This window comes from Mycobacterium sp. HUMS_12744610 (genome assembly GCF_041206865.1).
In the GTDB taxonomy this organism is placed as follows: domain Bacteria; phylum Actinomycetota; class Actinomycetes; order Mycobacteriales; family Mycobacteriaceae; genus Mycobacterium; species Mycobacterium servetii.
In genome coordinates this window covers 5277763-5295151 of sequence record NZ_JBGEDP010000001.1, presented here as the reverse complement: position 1 = coordinate 5295151, position 17389 = coordinate 5277763, and the positions used below count along the sequence as shown (strand labels likewise).

The window sequence follows — 17389 nt, the reverse complement described above, 5'->3', positions numbered from 1 at the left end:
GTCATAGCGGATCGAGCCGGAAGACGGCGCAGCGCCCGGCCAGCGCCTCGAACTCCTCGGGGCGCCCGTCGGTGACCAACCCGGAGCGCTTCATGAAACCGACACCGGTGGGCACCTCCGTGGGGAAGGCCCGCAGCACCGGTCTGGCGTCCTCGGCGGGCAGCTCGACCATCCGGACCCGCTCGCTGCGGCGGCCACGCTCGAGGGTGGCTTCGCGCGCGGCCCGGGCGTTGCGAACCCAGTCGGCGCCGGGGAAGCCGCCGACGACGTAGCGTTTGCCGTCCAGCGTCATCGGGGTGACCGGCGTCGAACGCGGGGCCCCGGTCTTGCGGCCCGGGACGGTCAGCACGACCGGGCTCTCCCCGCAGAAACTCAGCCCGAGCCGCGACATCGCGATGAAGACCTTGTTCGCCGGCTTGAGCCACCGGGGCGGCTCGAGGGCTTCTGCACCTGCCATGCCTGACACAGTAGTCAGGCGTTCGGCGCCTCCAGGAAGGGTTCGACGCCGTGCGCCCACGGGTCGGACCCCGGAATGGTGAACGGCGTCCAGGCGGGCCACCGCGTCCGCGCCCAGGGTGATGGCCCCGGCGCCGGGGACGGGAGCCTGCGTCCCGACGTGGCCGCCGACGACGTGATGTCCAGCCTGATCGGCATCTTTTTGGCCAGTGCTTCACCCGAACAGACGGGCCGCATGCTGGACCTCCCGTTGGCCGGGGTCGCCGCCCCGCCCTCCTAGCCGACCGCGCGGTCCGCGCCCTCCCAGAACCGGGCCCGCACGGCCTTCTTGTCCGGCTTGCCCAGCGCGGTCACCGGTACCGACTCGACGACGATCACCTGCTTGGGCGACTGCACCGAGCCCTTGCGCTCCTTGACCGCGGACTGGATCTCGACGGTCACCCGCGCCACCGACTCCTCGTCGGACGGATGGTCGGGCCGCAGCACGATCACCGCGGTGACGGCTTCGCCCCACTTCTCGTCCGGCGTGCCGATCACGCACACCTGCGCAACGGCCGGGTGTTCGGCGACGACGTCCTCGACCTCGCGCGGGAACACGTTGAACCCGCCGGTGACGATCATGTCCTTGACCCGGTCGACGATGAACCAGAAGCCGTCGGAGTCCTCGCGGGCCATGTCACCGGTGTGCAGCCAGCCGTCCTTGAACGTCTTGGCCGTCTCCTCCGGCAGGTTCCAGTACCCGCCGGAAAGCAGCGGCCCGGACACGCAGATCTCGCCGACCTCGCCCTGGGGCACCGGGTTGCCGTCGGCGTCCAGCAGCGCCGTGCGGGCGAACAGGGTGGGCCGCCCGCAGGAGGTGAGCCGCTTCTCGTCGTGGTCCTTCTTGGCCAGATAGGAGATCACCATCGGGGCTTCGGACTGCCCGTAGTACTGGGCGAAGATCGGTCCGAAGCGGCGGATGGCCTCGGCCAGCCGCACCGGGTTCATCGCCGAGGCGCCGTAGTAGACCGTCTCCAGCGAGGACAGGTCGCGGGTGTGCGAGTCGGGGTGGTCCATCAGCGCGTAGATCATCGACGGCACCAGCATCGTCGCGGTGATCTTCTGCTCCTCGATCACCCGCAGCACCTCGGCCGGGTCGAACTTGGTCAGCACAACCAGCTCGCCGCCCTTGATGATCGTCGGCACGAAGAACGCCGCCCCGGCGTGCGACAGCGGGGTGCACATCAAAAAGCGCGGGTTCTCCGGCCACTCCCACTCGGCGAGCTGGATCGTGGTCATCGTGGTGATCGACTGCGCGGTGCCCAGCACCCCCTTGGGCTTGCCGGTGGTGCCGCCGGTGTAGGCCATCCCGCCGATGTGGTCGGGCGGAAGGTCGGCCGCCACCAACGGCTTCGGCGGATACTTCGCGGCTTCGGCCACCAGGTCTACTGCGGAGTCGCCGAGAGCTTCGGGGACCGGGCCGATGGTCAGGATCTGCTTGAGGCCGGGAACCTTCTCCAGCAGGCCCAGCGCCCGCTCGACGAACATCGGGTTGGGGTCGATGATCAGCGACGTCACGCCCGCGTCACCCAGCACGTAGGCGTGGTCGTCCAGGGAGCCCAGCGGATGCAGGGCCACACGCCGGTAACCCTGCGTCTGGCCGGCGCCGATGATCATCAGCACCTCGGGCCGGTTCAGCGATAACAGCCCGACGGTCGCGCCGGTGCCCGCACCGAGCGCCTCGAACGCCTGGATGTACTGGCTGATGCGCTCGGCGAGCTGTCCACCGGTCAGCGTGGTGTCGCCGAGATGCAGCACCGGTTTGTCCTTGTTGCGCTTGAGCGCACCGACGGTGAGGTGTCCGGAATGAATGGGATGGCGTAGCAGATCGTCACTCATGGCGTCGCTCCTCCTCATCGCTCGCTCTGCATCGTCGTCGACGCGACTCATGGGCCAAGACTAGAACGTGTTGCAATTCCGGTCAGCCACACCCTCGCGGCACTACGATTCCTGCACATGGCGCACGCTGATCTGGTCTTCACCGGAACCGTACTGACCGTCGACGAAAAGCGTCCGACGGCCGAGGCGCTCGCCGTCGCCGACGGCCGGATCGTCGCCGTCGGGACCCGCTCCGAGGTGGCCGGTCTCATCGGCGCCGGCACCGAGACCGTCGATGTCGGTGACGGCTGCGTCATGCCGGGATTCGTTGAGGCACATGGGCATCCGCTGATGGAGGCCCTGGCCCTGTCGGACCGGATCGTCGACATCCGGCCGGTGACGGTCCGCGATGCCGACGACGTCGTCGCCGCGGTCCGCCGCGAGACGGCCGCCAGGGGCGCGGCCGGCGCCTACCTGAGCGGCTGGGATCCGCTGCTGCAGCCCGGCCTGCCCGGGCCGACGGCGGCCTGGCTCGACGACACGGCGCCCGACGGGCCGCTGGTGATCGTCCACAACTCCGGGCACAAGGCCTATTTCAACTCGGCGGCGGCCAGGCACGCCGGGCTCACCCGCGACACCCCCGACCCGAAGGGCGCCCGTTACGGCCGCGGCGCCGACGGCGAACTCGACGGCAGCGCCGAGGAGATCGGCGCGGTGTTCCCGCTGCTGGCCGGGGCGATCGAGCCCGAGAGCTACCCGCAGATGCTGCGCGACGAATGCGCGCGGCTCAACCGCGCCGGGCTGACCACCTGCTCGGACATGGCGTTCGACCCCGCGTTCGCGCCGCTGCTCGCCCAGTTGCACGACGAGCTGACGGTGCGGCTGCGCACCTACGAGATCTCCAACCCGCAGATGTCCACCGCGGCGACGCCCGGCCAAGGCGACGACCTGGTGCGCCAGGTCGGCATCAAGATCTGGGTGGACGGCTCGCCGTGGATCGGCAACATCGCGCTGAGCTTCCCCTACCTGGACACCGCCGCCACCCGCAGCATCGGTGCGGCCGGTTCGTGCGGGCACGCCAACTACACGCGCGAGCAGCTCGCCGAGATCGTCGGCGCCTACTTCCCGCTGGGCTGGCAGATGGCCTGCCATGTCCAGGGCGACGCCGGCGTGGACACCATCCTCGACGTCTACGAAGAAGCATTGCGGCGCTGGCCTCGTTCCGACCACCGGCTGCGCCTGGAACACGTCGGCGCCATCCGCCCCGAACAGCTGCAAAAGGCAGCCGAGCTCGGGGTCACCTGCAGCATCTTCGTCGACCAGATCCACTACTGGGGCGACGTCATCGTCGACGGCCTGTTCGGCGAGGAGCGCGGATCCCGTTGGATGCCTGCGGGTTCCGCGGTGGCCACCGGCATGCGCATCTCGCTGCACAACGACCCGCCGGTCACCCCCGAGGAGCCGCTGCGCAACATCAGCGTGGCCGTGACCCGCACCGCGCCCTCCGGCCGGGTGCTGGGGCCGCAGGAGTGCCTCACCGTCGAGCAGGCCATCCGCGCGCAGACCCTCGACGCCGCCTGGCAGCTGTTCGCCGACGACGCGATCGGCTCGCTCGAGGTCGGCAAGTATGCGGACCTGGTGGTGCTGTCGGCCGACCCCCGCACCGTGCCGCCCGAGCGGATCGCCGACCTGGAGGTGCGCGCGACGTACCTGGCGGGCCGCCGGGTGCACGGCCGGTGAGGCCACCGCTGGCGGACCTGCTGGACCGGCTGCACGTCGTCGCGCTGCCGATGCGGGTCAGGTTCCGCGGCATCACCACCCGCGAGGTCGCGCTGATCGAGGGCCCCACCGGGTGGGGCGAGTTCGGGGCGTTCCCCGAATACGAGCCGCCGGAGGCCGCGCACTGGCTCGCTGCCGGCATCGAGGCCGCCTACCGCGAGCCGCCGCCGCTGCGGCGCGACCGCGTGCCGATCAACGCCACCGTGCCGGCCGTCGGGCCGGAAGAGGTGCCCGGCGTGCTGGCCCGGTTCCCCGGCGCGCGCACGGCCAAGGTGAAGGTCGCCGAGCCCGGGCAGACGCTGGCCGACGACGTCGCCCGCGTCAACGCGGTGCGCGAACTGGTGCCGACGGTGCGCGTGGACGCCAACGGCGGCTGGACCGTCGAGCAGGCCGCCGCGGCCGCGGCCGCGCTGAGCGCCGACGGCCCGCTGGAATACCTCGAACAACCCTGCGCCACGGTCGACGAACTCGCGGCGCTGCGCCGCCGGCCGGACATGCCACGCGTGCCGATCGCCGCCGACGAGAGCATCCGCAAGGCCGACGACCCGCTGGCCGTGGTTCGCGCCGGCGCCGCCGACATCGCCGTGCTCAAAGTCGCGCCGCTGGGCGGGATCTCGGCGCTGCTGGACATCGCCGCGCAGATCGACGTCCCGGTCGTGGTCTCCAGCGCGCTCGATTCGGCGGTGGGCATCAGCCACGGCCTGACCGCGGCGGCGGCGTTGCCGCACCTGGGCCACGCCTGCGGGCTGGGCACCGGCGGGCTGTTCGTCGAGGACGTGGCCGACGTCGCCCCCGCCGTCGACGGCTTCCTGCCCGTCGGACCGGTCGCGCCGGACCCGGCGCGGCTGCGGGCGCTGGCCGCGCCGGGCGAGCGGCGGCGGTGGTGGGCCGAGCGGGTCGAAGCCTGTTTCCGGCTGCTCGACGGATCGGTAGCGTGATGGCCGTGGAAAACGCGGCGGGGAACACCCGCACCGAGACAGGGGCCACCGCACTGCGCATCGCGTTCGGGGTGGCCTGGGCGATCGACGCCTGGCTGAAATGGCAGCCCGGGTTCCGCGCCACCATGCTGCCGAGCATGGTCGCCACCGCGCAGGGTCAGGCGCAGTGGCTAAGGCCATGGTTCGACGTCTGGATCCATCTGATGCGACCCGCACCCGGCCTGTGGGTCGACCTCGTCGCGCTGACCGAGACGACGATCGCGGTCCTGCTGCTGACCGGGCTCGCCCGCCGTGCGGTCTACCTTGGCGGCGCGCTCTACAGCCTGAGCATCTGGTCGACGGCCGAGGGGTTCGGCGGGCCGTACACCGCCACCGCGGGCGCGACCGACGTCGGGACGTCGATCATCTACGTGCTCGTCTTCCTGGCCCTGCTGGTGAAACTCGAGCACGGGCTCGACCGTCGCCTGGCGCTGGACATCCCGATAGCCCGCCGCGTCCCGTGGTGGCATCTCGTGGCCGGACCCTCGGTGTAGCGGACGGGCGCGCACCCAGGCACCTGTACCGTCGGTCGGGTGATCAACCTGGCTTACGACGACCGCGGCTCCGGGGAAGCCGTCGTCTTCATCTCCGGCCGTGGCGGCCCCGGGCGCACCTGGCTGCCGCATCAGGTGCCGGCGTTTCTGGAAGCGGGCTACCGGGTCATCACCTTCGACAACCGCGGGATCGGCGCCACCGAGAACGCCGAGGGGTTCACCACCCAGACCATGGTCGCCGACACCGCCGCGCTGATCGAGTCGCTGGACGCCGCGCCTGCGCGCATCGTCGGGGTATCGATGGGCTCGTTCATCGCCCAGGAGTTGATGGTGGTCCGGCCCGAACTGGTCAGCTCCGCCGTGCTGATGGCCACCCGCGGCCGCCTCGACCATGCCCGCCAGTTCTTTCACGACGCCGAGATCGAGCTGTACGAGTCGGGGGCCCAGCTGCCGCCCTCCTACGACGCGCGCTCACGTTTGCTGGAGAGCTTCTCCCGCAAGACGATCAACGACGACGAGGCCGTGGCCGACTGGATCGCGATGTTCTCCACCTGGCCGATCAAGCAGACCCCGGGACTGCGCTGCCAGCTGGACGTCTCCCCGCAGACCAACCGGCTGCCCGCGTACCGCAGCATCGCCGCCCCGGTGCTGGTCATCGGCTTCGCCGACGACGTGGTCACCCCGCCCTATCTGGGCCGCGAGGTGGCCGACGCGCTGCCCAACGGCCGGTACCTGCAGGTCCCCGACGCCGGCCACCTCGGCTTCCTGGAGCGGCCGCAGGCCGTCAACTCCGCGGCGCTGCAGTTCTTCGCCGGCGTCAAGGTCTGAGCGCGCCTGCGCCGGTGTGACACCCTGTAAGAGTGAACCCCTCGACGACCCAGGCCCGTGTCGTCGTTGACGAGCTGATCCGCGGCGGCGTGCGCGATGTCGTGCTGTGCCCCGGGTCGCGCAACGCCCCGCTGGCGTTCGCCCTGCAGGACGCCGACCGGGCCGGCCGGGTCCGGTTGCACGTCCGCATCGACGAACGTACGGCCGGCTATCTGGCCATCGGCCTGGCGATCGCCGCCGGCGCGCCGGTGTGCGTCGCCATGACGTCGGGCACCGCCGTCGCGAACCTGGGCCCGGCGGTGGTCGAGGCCAACTACGCCCGGGTGCCGCTGATCGTGCTCTCGGCCAACCGGCCCTACGAACTGCTGGGCACCGGGGCCAACCAGACCATGGAGCAGCTGGGCTACTTCGGCACCCAGGTGCGCGCCACCATCAGCCTGGGCCTGGCCGAGGACGCGCCCGAGCGGCTGGACGCGCTCAACGCCACCTGGCGCTCGGCCACCTGCCGGGTGCTGGCCGCGGCCACCGGGTCACGCACCGCCAATGCCGGGCCCGTGCAGTTCGACATCCCGCTGCGCGAGCCCCTGGTGCCCGACGCCGAACCCCAGCCGGTGACCCCGCCGGGCCGGCCCGGCGGGAAGCCGTGGACCTACACGCCGCCGGTGACGTTCGACCAGCCGCTGGACATCGACCTGTCACCCGACACGGTCGTCATCGCCGGGCACGGCGCGGGCGCCCATCCCAACCTGGACCGGTTGCCGACCGTTGCCGAGCCGACCGCCCCACCGGCCGCCAATCCGTTGCACCCGCTGGCGCTGCCGCTGCTGCGCCCCAAGCAGGTGATCATGCTCGGCCGCCCGACCCTGCACCGGCCGGTGTCGGCCCTGCTGGCCGACCCGCAGGTGCCGGTGTACGCGCTGACCACCGGGCCGCGCTGGCCGGACGTGTCCGGCAACTCGCAGGCCACCGGCACCCGGGCGGTCACCACCGGGGCGCCGCACCCGGCGTGGCTGCGGCGCTGCGCGGAGGTGAACCGGCACGCGAACCAGGCCGTGCGCGGTCAGCTCGAGATACACCCGCTCACCACCGGCCTGCACGTGGCCGCCGCGGTGGCCGACGCGCTGCGGCCGGGCGACCAGCTGGTGCTCGGCGCCTCCAACCCGGTCCGCGATGCGGCCCTCGTCGGGCTGCACCCGCGCGGCATCCGGGTGCGCTCCAACCGCGGGGTCGCCGGCATCGACGGCACCGTCTCCACCGCGGTCGGGGCAGCTTTGGCATTCGAGGGGCGCACGATCGCCCTTATCGGCGACCTCACCTTCGTCCACGACAGCTCCGGGCTGCTGATCGGGCCCACCGAGCCGACACCGCAGCGCCTGACCATCGTGGTGTCCAACGACAACGGGGGCGGCATCTTCGAGCTGCTCGAGCAGGGCGACCCCAGGTTCTCCGACGTGTCGTCGCGGGTGTTCGGCACCCCGCACGACGTCGACGTGGGCGCACTGTGCCGGGCTTACCACGTCGAGAGCCGCCAGATCGAGGTCGGCGAGCTCGACGCGGCCCTCGACGAGCCCGCGGCGGGCATGCGCGTGCTCGAGGTCAAGGCGGACCGGTCCTCGCTGCGTCAACTGCACGCGGCCATCAAGGCCGCGCTGTGAGCCCGGTGCGATGCCGGACACCCTGACCTCGGTGAAGGCGGTGCTGCGCATCCTGATCCACGGCCGCAGCGACGAACCGCCGAAGACCCGGACGCGCTTCGTGCTGCGGTGGGCGCGGATCGCGGTGCTGATCGTGGCCGGTCTGGTCACGCTGCAGTCGGTGCTGTTGGTGGCCGGCGCCTGGCGCGACGACCTGGCGATCCGGCACAACATGGGGGTGGCGCAGGCCGAGGTGCTCAGCGCCGGGCCGCGGCGCTCAACGATCGAGTTCGTCACCCCCGAGCGGGTCACCTACCGGCCCGAGCTCGGTGTGCTGTACCCGTCCGAGTTGTCGACGGGCATGCGCATCTACGTCGAATACAACAAGAACGACCCGAACCTGGTCCGGGTGCAGCACCGTAACGCCGGGCTGGCGATCATCCCGGCGGGTTCCATCGCGGTGGTCGGCTGGCTGGTCGCGACGGCGCTGCTGATCGGTCTGGCGGTGCTGGACAAACGGCTGGACCGGCGCCCCGAGACCAGGCCCGCGGCCGGCCCCGAGGGGGCGCCGTCGGCCGTGTCAGGGTCGTGAGCAGCAGATTTCAAACGACGTATGCCCGTCGGCAACCTAATCGACAGTCGGCCCTGACATTATCGTGATGTGCGCGTTGCGATCGTCGCCGAATCCTTCCTCCCGCATGTCAACGGTGTCAGCAACTCGGTGATCCGGGTGCTCGAGCACCTGCGCAGGACGGGGCACGAGGCTCTCGTCATCGCACCCGACACCCCGCCGGGTGAGCCTCCCGCCGAGCGCATTCACGACGGGATCCGGGTGCATCGGGTGCCGTCGCGGATGTTCCCGAAGGTGACCACGTTGCCGCTCGGGGTGCCCACCCCCCGCATGGTGCGCACCCTGCGCGGGTTCGACCCCGACGTCATTCATCTGGCCTCGCCGGCGCTACTCGGCTACGGCGGGGTGCGGGCCGCGCGCCGTCTCGGGGTGCCGGCCGTCGCGGTCTACCAGACCGACGTCCCGGGTTTCGCGAAGAGCTACGGCATCGGCATCACCACCCGGGCGGCGTGGGCGTGGTTCCGGCACCTGCACGGCCTGGCCGACCGCACCCTGGCCCCCTCCAGCGCCACGGTGGAGTCGCTGGTGGCCCGGCGCATCCCGCGGGTGCACCAGTGGGGGCGCGGGGTCGACATCATCCGTTATGCGCCCTCGGCGCGTGACGAGGCGCTGCGGCGCCGCTGGTCGCCACAGGGCAGGCCGATCGTCGGGTTCGTGGGCCGGCTCGCGCCGGAAAAACACGTCGAACGCCTCGCCGCGCTGGCCGCCGGCGGCCAGGTGCAGCTCGTCATCGTCGGCGACGGCGTCGACCAGGCCAAACTGCGGTCGGCGATGCCGACGGCGTTGTTCACCGGCGCGCTCTACGGCGCCGACCTCGCCGCGGCCTATGCCAGCATGGACGTCTTCGTGCACACCGGCGAGCACGAGACGTTCTGTCAGGTCGTGCAAGAAGCGCTGGCGTCGGGGCTGCCGGTGATCGCCCCCGACGCCGGCGGCCCGCGTGATCTCGTCACGCCGTGCCGCACCGGATTGCTCCTGCCCGTCAACGAGTTCGAGGCCAGGCTGCCCGCCGCCGTCGCGCATCTGCTCGCCGAACGGCACCGCTACGCGCAGGCGGCCCGGCGCAGCGTGCTTCACCGGAGCTGGCCGGTCATCTGTGACGAGCTGCTCGGCCACTACGAGGCGGTGCTGTCGCCGTTTGCCCGGGCGCAGGTGTCCGCGCGCCTGAGGCGGCGCGCTTAAGGCCCTTCCGCCTCAGGGCATCAGGATGTAGGACATCCCGGGGACGCTCCTGGCATCGCGGGTCCACCACTGGCCGGCGCCGCCATGGGATCCGTTGTTCATCTCCGTGATGTTCACCCACGTGCCGTCGAAGCGTTCGGAGACCGAGTTCACCCAGGCGGCATGGCCGTACGGGCTTACGCCGGGCAGCCACGGCTGGAACACCACGATCGCGCGTGGCTGCGCGTCGGTGACGACCGTCCAACCGTGCGCCCGCGCCGAGTCCGCCCAGTCCATGGCGTTGCCGTCGAGGGCCGGGTAGTACCCGCCGGCGTCGAACCACTTCTGCAGGGCGCCCCACGTGCACTGGCCCTCGGTGGCGGCGTTGACGGACCGGCGCTGTCCCATCGCGCGCCCCGGGCTGGCCGCCGGTGCGGCCCCAGCCGCCGCGGCCGGTTCGGCTTCCGCGGTCGCGGCGAAAACCAGCCCGCCCGCGGTGAGGGCCGCGGCCGCCGCGACGCCGGCGCGCAGCAGGCCGCGGCGGGTAACCACCCGGCATCGCTGCAGCGATGGCGATCTCAGGCCGAATCCCATTGGCGTCGTGCCTCCGTGTGATGGGTGCAGGGTTGAGCTTAGGTAACGACCGTGCGCGCCGAGGGGGAAATCCTAAGATCCGTGCGGGGGCGCCGATCCGCCCCGGTAGCGTCTATTGCGTGAGTCGCGCCGCCCTGGACAAGGATCCCCGCGCCGTCGCGTCGATGTTCGACGGCGTCGCTCGCCGGTACGACCTGACCAACACCGTGCTGTCGCTGGGCCAGGACCGGTACTGGCGCAGCGCGACCCGGTCCGCGCTGCGGATCGGGTCCGGCCAGAAGGTGCTGGATCTGGCTGCGGGGACCGCGGTGTCCACGGTCGAGTTGGCGAAGTCAGGGGCATGGTGCGTGGCGGCCGATTTCTCGGTCGGGATGCTGGCGGCGGGTGCGGCCCGTAGGGTGCCCAAGGTCGCCGGCGACGCGACGCGGCTGCCGTTCGCCGACGGCGTGTTCGACGCGGTCACGATCAGCTTCGGGCTGCGCAACGTCGCCGACCTGCAGGCGGCGCTGCGCGAGATGGCCCGCGTCACCAGGCCCGGCGGGAGGCTGGTGGTGTGCGAGTTCTCCACGCCCACCAGCGCGGTGTTCGCCACCGTCTACAAGGAGTACCTGATGCGGGCGCTGCCGCGGGTCGCGCGGGCGGTGTCCAGCAACCCCGAGGCCTACGTGTACCTGGCCGAGTCGATCCGCGCCTGGCCGGACCAGGCCGCGCTGGCGCACCTGATCGGCGGGGCGGGATGGTCTGGGGTGCGGTGGCGCAATCTGACCGGGGGCATCGTCGCACTGCACGCAGCGTACAAGCCGCTGCGGTGAGGCGAGGGCCGGGAACTTAGGAAAACTAGGTCCCGGCGCGCTGGATGAAGCCGACCTGGTCGGGGCAGTAATGGTCGATACCCGCGCCGAGGAACTGCAGCGCCTGGCCCTGGGTGGTGCCGAGCGGTAGGTTCCGCTGCAGGAAGACGGCGGATTGGTGGGCGTCGTGGTCCACGCCGCGCTCGATCCGCTCGCACTCGATCTTGGCGAGCCACGCGAGTTGGTCCTGGGGGCCATAGACGCCGAAGTCGTTGACGGTGTTCTTGAATTCGGTGTCATAGTCGGCCTGCGCCGGCGCGGCCAGCGCGATTGCTGCAGCCGCCACGGCGACGCCCGTGACCAGCCTCGTACGCTTCATTAGCGGGACTATACACCGCGATCACGAATTGATCTCAGGGTCAGGTGAACGGCGTTCGCCGGTCGATCAGCCGGGACAGCCGGCCGGCGCCGCGCCAGGCCCGCGCCACCCAGTCGGCGTCCTCGTCGGTGACCAGGTTGGCCATCACCCGCACCGCGATTGCCATCAGTGCCGGGGAGCGCATCGCGATCGGCCCGGTCGCGGGCAGGAACCGCTGGAAGGTCAGCAGCAGCCCCAGCCGACGCGCGACCGAGAAGCCGCGGGCGTAGTGCTGTTGCAGCAGCCGCGGCCAGAGCTGCGAGAGGTCGCCGCAGTCGAGCAACTCGGCGGCCAGCCGCCCGGTTTCCAGGCCGTAGTCGATGCCCTCGCCGTTCAGCGGGTTGACGCAGGCCGCGGCGTCGCCGATCAGCATCCAGTTGGGTCCGGCCACCCCGGACACCGCGCCGCCCATCGGCAGCAGCGCCGACGCCACCGCCCGGGGCGGACCGGTGAAGCCCCACTCCTCGCGGCGCAGGTCGGTGTAGTAGGAGATCAGCGGGCGCAGCGCCAGCTCCGCGGGCCGTTTGGACGTCGACAGGGCTCCAACGCCGATGTTCACCTCGCCGTTGCCCAGCGGGAAGATCCAGCCGTAACCGGGCAACACCGCCCCGTCGGGGGAGCGCAGTTCCAGATGTGAGGTCAGCCACGGGTCGTCGGCGCGCGAAGTGGCCAGGTAGCCGCGCGCGGCGACGCCGTACACCGTCTCCTGATGCCAGCGCCGGCCCAGCGTGCGGCCCAGCGACGACCGGGCCCCGTCGGCGACGATCAGCCGCTCGCAGCCCACCTGCGTGCCGTCGGCCAGGCTCAGCGACACCACCCGCCGCGACGCGTCATGATGGGCGGCGACCACCTTGGCGCCCAGCAGCATGCGCGCGCCGGAGTCTTCGGCGCACCGGCGGATCCGGTCGTCGAGCTCGATGCGGGCCACCGCGCTGCCGGTGGAAGGGAACGACGGGCCCGGCCAGTCCACCTGCACCTCGCCGCCGAACCCGCTCATCCGCAGCCCGCGGTGCCGGATGCGGGTGTCGAGCCAGCCGCCCAGTCCCAGCCGTTCGAGCTCCGCGACCGCGCGGGGGGTCAAGCCGTCACCGCATGCCTTGTCGCGGGGGAAGTCCGCCGAGTCGACGACGAGGACGTCCCTGCCCGCCCGGGCGGCCCAGGCGGCAGCCGCCGAGCCGGCGGGCCCGGCGCCCACGACCACCACTTGGGCCCGCGGGGCTCTGGTCGCTCTCGTCTCCATGCGCACCAGTATGTTTGGTCGGGTGAGGACTCCGGCGACGGTGGTGGCGGGCGTTGACTTCGGTGATGCCGCGTTGGCGGCGACCGTCCGGGACGGCGTCGAGCGGATCGAGCAGCTCATCGGCACCGAGTTGCGCAGAGCCGACGCGGTGATGACCGACTCGCTGACGCATCTGTTCGACGCCGGTGGCAAGCGGTTCCGGCCGCTGTTCACGGTTCTGTCGGCGCAGCTGGGGCCCAACCCCGACGCCGAGGAGGTGACCGTCGCCGGCGCGGTGATCGAGCTGGTGCACCTGGCCACGCTCTACCACGACGACGTGATGGACGAGGCCGAGGTGCGCCGCGGCACCCCCACCGCCAATGTGCGCTGGGGCAACAACGTCGCGATCCTGGCCGGGGACTACCTGTTCGCCACGGCGTCGCGGCTGGTGTCCCAGCTGGGGTCCGATGCGGTGCGGCTCATCGCCGAGACATTCGCCCAGTTGGTGACGGGACAGATGCGCGAGACCCACGGCGCGACCGGCAACGACGACCCGATCGAGCACTACCTGAGGGTCGTCTACGAGAAGACTGCCTGCCTGATCGCCGCCGCCGGCCGGTTCGGCGGCATGTTCTCCGGCGCCGACGACGACCAGGTCCAGCGGCTGAGCCGGCTGGGCGGCATCGTGGGCACCGCCTTCCAGATCTCCGACGACATCATCGACATCGACAGCGACTCCCACGAGTCCGGCAAGCTGCCCGGCACCGACGTGCGCGAGGGTGTCAAGACCCTGCCGATGGTCTACGCGTTGGGTGAATCGGGGCCCGAGGCGGCGCGGCTGCGCGACCTGCTCGCCGGGCCCGTCGAGGGCGACGAGGCGGTGGCCGAGGCGTTGACGTTGTTGCGGGCCTCGCCGGGCATGGCCAAGGCCAAGCAGTTCCTGGCGCAGTATGCGGCGCAGGCGCACGACGAGCTGTCCAAGTTGCCCAACACCACCGGCCGGGACGCGCTGCGGACGTTGGTCGACTACACGATCAGCCGGCACGGCTAGCCGGGAACGCCGGGCGCTGCGGAACTCGGAATGTCATTCTGAGCGTTCAAAGAGAAGTGGTCGGTCCCGACCGAGCTTTATTTGAGTGTTCTGAGGAGGACACCGATGACCTGGCATCCGCATGCCAACAGATTGAAGACCTTCGTCCTGTTGGTCGGCATGTCCGCGCTGATCGTCTTCGCCGGCGCCCTGTTCGGCAGGACGGCGCTGGTCTTCGCGATGCTGTTCGCCGTCGGCATGAACGTCTACGTCTACTTCAACAGCGACAAGCTGGCCCTGCGGGCGATGCACGCGCAGCCGGTGTCGGAGTTGCAGGCTCCGATGATGTACCGCATCGTGCGCGAGCTCGCGACCTCCGCGCACCAGCCGATGCCGCGGCTGTACGTCAGCGACACCAACGCGCCCAACGCGTTCGCCACCGGGCGCAATCCGCGCAACGCCGCGGTGTGCTGCACGACCGGCATCCTGGACATTCTCACCGAACGTGAGCTGCGCGCGGTGCTGGGACACGAGCTCTCCCACGTCTACAACCGCGACATCCTGATCTCCTGCATTGCCGGCGCGATGGCGTCGGTGATCACCGCGCTGGCCAACATGGCCATGTTCGCCGGCATGTTCGGCGGCAACCGCGACGGCGAGAATCCCTTTGGGCTGCTGCTGGTTTCGTTCCTGGGGCCGGTCGCGGCGACGGTGGTGAAGCTGGCGGTGTCCCGGTCGCGCGAGTACCAGGCCGACGAGTCGGGGGCCGTGCTGACCGGTGACCCGCTGGCGCTGGCGTCGGCGCTGCGCAAGATCTCCGGCGGCGTGCAGGCCGCGCCGCTGCCCCCGGAGCCTCAGCTGGCCAGCCAGGCCCACCTGATGATCGCCAACCCGTTCCGCGCGGGCGAGCGGATCGGGTCGCTGTTCTCCACCCATCCGCCGATCGAGGACCGCATCCGTCGGCTGGAGGCGATGGCGCGCGGGTAGGCGATTTGATATCACCCGCGCTATCGAATGCGTGCGCCGCCGTATGCTTCCGGGGCCCGCGTCTCCGCGAGGATGACTGGGCTGCCGTTTTTGATATCACCCGCGCTATCAAATTCGGCGTGAGCCATATGCTCTGGAGAGCCGGGCCCCGGAAGGCGGCCTCGTGGGCCCCTGCGTTCCTTGGCTTCCAGCCTGGGGATGAGTGACTCCCGGGATTGATAGCACCCGTGCTATCAATCCCGCGTGAACCGCTATACCTACCGCGCTCAGTGGCTGCCCGATTACAACGAGTACGTGGGCGTGTGTGTCGAATTGCCCTACATGAGGCGCGAGGCGCCGACCGCGCCACAGGCCGTGGCCGCCATCGAGCAGGCCGTCAAGGACCATGTCGAGGACCTGCGCGCCACTGGAGAACAAGTTCCCGCACCCCTTTCCGAACGCCGCTATAGCGGGAAATTTCTCGTCAGGACGTCGCCGGAGCTGCATGCCCGCCTAGCGCTGGAGGCCACCGAGCAGGGGGTGCCGATGAATCAGTGGATCGTGCAGAAGCTCAGCGGCCGGGCGCCCAATAGCACCTTCGGTCTCTCCGGGTTCGATTAGACAAACCGATCACGATGCGGCTTCGGGCCTTTTCGGCTTCGACGACCTCGCCGGCGGTCTTGCGGGCGGCATGGCCCGTCTCGAGCCTTCCCCGGACGTGGACCGTTCCGCCGTCGGCCTCGTGCTGGCGCCGCCAGTCGCTGATCACCTGATGCGCAGCATGATCCAGGTAGTGCGCCGAAACGTCCACCGTGGCATTGGCCCCGGCGGGGGTGGAAGCGAGCACCCGCGCCGGCCGGGGGAGCGCAAGGAACGTGCACGCCGCGCCGTCGATCACCACATGCCACTCGTCGTCGGCCGGCCCGGCCGCTACCCGGGCGCGCATCACCCGCCACCCGGTGAGCGCGACCGCCAGGGCGATCTCGGGGTCTATCTGGTGACCGCCTTCAGTGTGGTCTTCCGCAATCTCCTGCAAGGGGTGCTGCTCGGGCTGGAACGGGAGCGCGACCAGGAAGACGACGAGCGAGGCCGGCACGTCGTGCTGGAGCGCCGGTTGCGGGCGGGCGCTCGGGAAAGCGTTGGAGGCCGGGCTTTTTGGCATCCTCGCTTCCCCTCGGTAGAGCGGGGACAAGCCGATCGCCAGCCCGTAACATGTTGGCGCACAGGAGATTACGTTCCCAGCCCGCATTTCGCGGGCTGGGAACTCCCGGCGGTATGTCTCGAAGGTAGGTGGGCTTCGCGGCGCCGGTCAAGCCAGCGGGCCGGTCCCAAAGGGACTGCAAATTTTCGGCGGCGGCGCCGGTCAGAACCCCGAGCCGTGCACCTCGTGCCCCGGAACCTCGACCATGAGACCCCGGTAGGCCTGCTCGACGGTGGAGCCGTGGTTGATCACCGCGTCGACCTCGCGGGCGATCGGCATCTTCAGATCGTGCTCGTCGGCGAACTCAATGATCACGCTGGCGGCTTTGACGCCCTCGGCAACCTGGTTCATCGAGGCGATGATCTCGTCGATCGGCTTGCCGGCGCCGAGTTGTTCGCCGACGTGGCGGTTGCGGCTGCGCTGGCTGGTGCAGGTGACGATCAGATCGCCCAGGCCCGCCAACCCGGGGAAGGTGTCGGGGTCCCCGCCCATCGCGACGCCCAGCTTGGTCATCTCGCGCAACGCCCGCGCGATCACCAGCGCGCGGGTGTTCTCGCCGATGCCCAGCGAGTAGCCCATCCCGACGGCGATGGCGTAGACGTTCTTCAGCGCGCCGGCCATCTCGACACCGACGACGTCGTCGGTGGTGTACACGCGAAACCGCCGGGTGCGGAACAGTGCCGCCAGCCGGGTGGCCAGGTGCTGGTCGGGCATGGCCAGCACGGCCGCGGCGGCATAGCCCTCGCCCACCTCTCGGGCGATGTTCGGGCCGGCCAGGATCCCCGCCGGATGTCCGGGCAGCAACTCCTCGATGATCTGCGACATCCGCATGTTGGTGCCCTGCTCAAGCCCCTTGACCAACGACACCACCGGGACCCAGGGCCGCAGTTCCCTGGCGAGTTCGGTGAGCACGCCGCGGAAGCCGTGCGAGGGCACGCCCATGACCACGACGTCGGCGCAGTGGGCGGCCTCGGCGAAGTCGGTGGTGGCGCGCAGGCCGTCGCTGAGCACGACGTCGTTGCCGAGGTAGCGGCTGTTGCGGTGGTTGTCGTTGATGTCCTTGGCGGTCACCTCGGAGCGCACCCATTGCAGTGTCGGTCCCCGGCGCGCGCAGATCGACGCCACCGTGGTGCCCCAGGAGCCGCCGCCGAGGACGACGACATTGGGTTCGCGTTGTTCACCTGCCATGCCGTTCAGCGTATTGCCGACACCCGAGATTTAGAAGCAGTTCACCGCCCGCGCGGCACCCGAATTCGAACCCAACGACCCCCCGGGCAGGGACTTCGGTCCCTAGCCCCGCCGGGCCGGCCTCCCGGATCGTCAGAGATCTGCAACAAGGCCCGGAAACGAGGG

At 70.8% G+C, this 17389-nt stretch carries 17 protein-coding genes and 2 pseudogenes; 12 read left to right on the top strand and 7 right to left on the bottom strand.

The features are described 5' to 3' along the window. Position 1 precedes the first annotated feature (1 nt). A complete protein-coding gene (locus AB8998_RS25710; RefSeq protein ID WP_369740777.1) occupies positions 2–457 on the bottom strand; it encodes a nitroreductase family deazaflavin-dependent oxidoreductase in 456 nt (151 codons plus the stop codon). 129 nt (positions 458–586) lie between these two features. On the opposite strand from AB8998_RS25710, the pseudogene AB8998_RS25705 reads away from it, so the two are divergent. Continuing rightward, positions 587–736 (top strand): annotated as a pseudogene (locus AB8998_RS25705) (TetR/AcrR family transcriptional regulator); the annotation flags it as partial. Here the strand turns inward: AB8998_RS25705 and fadD8 are convergent. Continuing rightward, the gene (fadD8, locus tag AB8998_RS25700) at positions 733–2334 is read right to left on the bottom strand and encodes a fatty-acid--CoA ligase FadD8 (protein ID WP_369740775.1); all 1602 of its coding nucleotides are present in this window, start codon (positions 2332–2334) and stop codon (positions 733–735) included. The pseudogene AB8998_RS25705 and the gene fadD8 overlap by 4 nt on opposite strands. Positions 2335–2451: 117 nt before the next feature. Between fadD8 and AB8998_RS25695 the strand changes: the two genes are divergently transcribed. The 7 genes from AB8998_RS25695 to AB8998_RS25665 all read left to right on the top strand — a co-directional run bounded on the left by AB8998_RS25695 (position 2452) and on the right by AB8998_RS25665 (position 9838). Then, entirely contained in the window at positions 2452–4053 is a 1602-nt protein-coding gene (locus tag AB8998_RS25695) for an amidohydrolase (RefSeq protein ID WP_369740774.1), read from the top strand. Beyond that, on the top strand, positions 4050–5030 hold the full coding sequence (locus AB8998_RS25690; RefSeq protein ID WP_369740773.1) for an o-succinylbenzoate synthase: 981 nt from the start codon (positions 4050–4052) through the stop codon (positions 5028–5030). Before AB8998_RS25695 ends, AB8998_RS25690 begins: the two co-directional genes overlap by 4 nt. Then, on the top strand, positions 5027–5563 hold the full coding sequence (locus AB8998_RS25685; RefSeq protein ID WP_369740771.1) for a DoxX family membrane protein: 537 nt from the start codon (positions 5027–5029) through the stop codon (positions 5561–5563). Before AB8998_RS25690 ends, AB8998_RS25685 begins: the two co-directional genes overlap by 4 nt. A gap of 39 nt (positions 5564–5602) precedes the next feature. Beyond that, positions 5603–6391, top strand: coding sequence for an alpha/beta fold hydrolase (locus AB8998_RS25680; protein ID WP_369740770.1), 789 nt, complete (start codon positions 5603–5605; stop codon positions 6389–6391). A 32-nt stretch (positions 6392–6423) separates the two neighbouring features. Continuing rightward, complete coding sequence (gene menD / locus AB8998_RS25675) at positions 6424–8046, top strand: 2-succinyl-5-enolpyruvyl-6-hydroxy-3-cyclohexene-1-carboxylic-acid synthase (RefSeq protein WP_369740768.1); 1623 nt, start codon at positions 6424–6426, stop codon at positions 8044–8046. Positions 8047–8056: 10 nt separating this feature from the next. Further along, a complete protein-coding gene (locus AB8998_RS25670; protein WP_369740766.1) occupies positions 8057–8617 on the top strand; it encodes a DUF3592 domain-containing protein in 561 nt (186 codons plus the stop codon). Positions 8618–8686: 69 nt separating this feature from the next. Next, positions 8687–9838 carry a glycosyltransferase family 4 protein gene (locus AB8998_RS25665; protein ID WP_369740765.1) on the top strand — a complete coding sequence of 384 codons (1152 nt, stop codon included), beginning with the start codon at positions 8687–8689 and terminating at the stop codon, positions 9836–9838. 12 nt (positions 9839–9850) lie between these two features. Here AB8998_RS25665 and AB8998_RS25660 read toward each other — a convergent pair whose 3' ends face one another. Further along, complete coding sequence (locus AB8998_RS25660; RefSeq protein ID WP_369740764.1) at positions 9851–10369, bottom strand: CHAP domain-containing protein; 519 nt, start codon at positions 10367–10369, stop codon at positions 9851–9853. Positions 10370–10530: 161 nt separating this feature from the next. Here AB8998_RS25660 and AB8998_RS25655 point away from each other — a divergent pair, with 161 nt between their 5' ends. Beyond that, a complete protein-coding gene (locus AB8998_RS25655) occupies positions 10531–11223 on the top strand; it encodes a demethylmenaquinone methyltransferase (RefSeq protein WP_369740762.1) in 693 nt (230 codons plus the stop codon). Between the two features lie 25 nt (positions 11224–11248). On the opposite strand, the gene AB8998_RS25650 is transcribed toward AB8998_RS25655, so the two are convergent. Further along, positions 11249–11581, bottom strand: a complete 333-nt coding sequence (locus AB8998_RS25650) for a DUF732 domain-containing protein (protein ID WP_369740760.1) — start codon at positions 11579–11581, stop codon at positions 11249–11251. Positions 11582–11621: 40 nt separating this feature from the next. Then, entirely contained in the window at positions 11622–12860 is a 1239-nt protein-coding gene (gene menJ, locus AB8998_RS25645) for a menaquinone reductase (protein WP_369740758.1), read from the bottom strand. Between the two features lie 22 nt (positions 12861–12882). On the opposite strand from menJ, the gene grcC1 reads away from it, so the two are divergent. The 3 genes from grcC1 (at position 12883) to AB8998_RS25630 (ending at position 15456) form a co-directional block, all read left to right on the top strand. After that, positions 12883–13890 (top strand): nonaprenyl/(2E,6E)-farnesyl/geranylgeranyl diphosphat synthase, encoded by a 1008-nt coding sequence (gene grcC1, locus AB8998_RS25640; RefSeq protein ID WP_369740757.1) that lies wholly within the window; start codon positions 12883–12885, stop codon positions 13888–13890. 105 nt (positions 13891–13995) lie between these two features. After that, positions 13996–14856 (top strand): zinc metalloprotease HtpX, encoded by an 861-nt coding sequence (gene htpX / locus AB8998_RS25635; protein WP_369740755.1) that lies wholly within the window; start codon positions 13996–13998, stop codon positions 14854–14856. A 243-nt stretch (positions 14857–15099) separates the two neighbouring features. Next, entirely contained in the window at positions 15100–15456 is a 357-nt protein-coding gene (locus AB8998_RS25630) for a type II toxin-antitoxin system HicB family antitoxin (protein ID WP_369740753.1), read from the top strand. Positions 15457–15465: 9 nt separating this feature from the next. On the opposite strand, the pseudogene AB8998_RS25625 reads toward AB8998_RS25630, so the two are convergent. Beyond that, positions 15466–15817 (bottom strand): annotated as a pseudogene (locus AB8998_RS25625) (SulP family inorganic anion transporter); the annotation flags it as partial. A gap of 381 nt (positions 15818–16198) precedes the next feature. Continuing rightward, entirely contained in the window at positions 16199–17224 is a 1026-nt protein-coding gene (locus AB8998_RS25620; RefSeq protein WP_369740751.1) for an NAD(P)H-dependent glycerol-3-phosphate dehydrogenase, read from the bottom strand. Positions 17225–17389 lie beyond the last annotated feature (165 nt).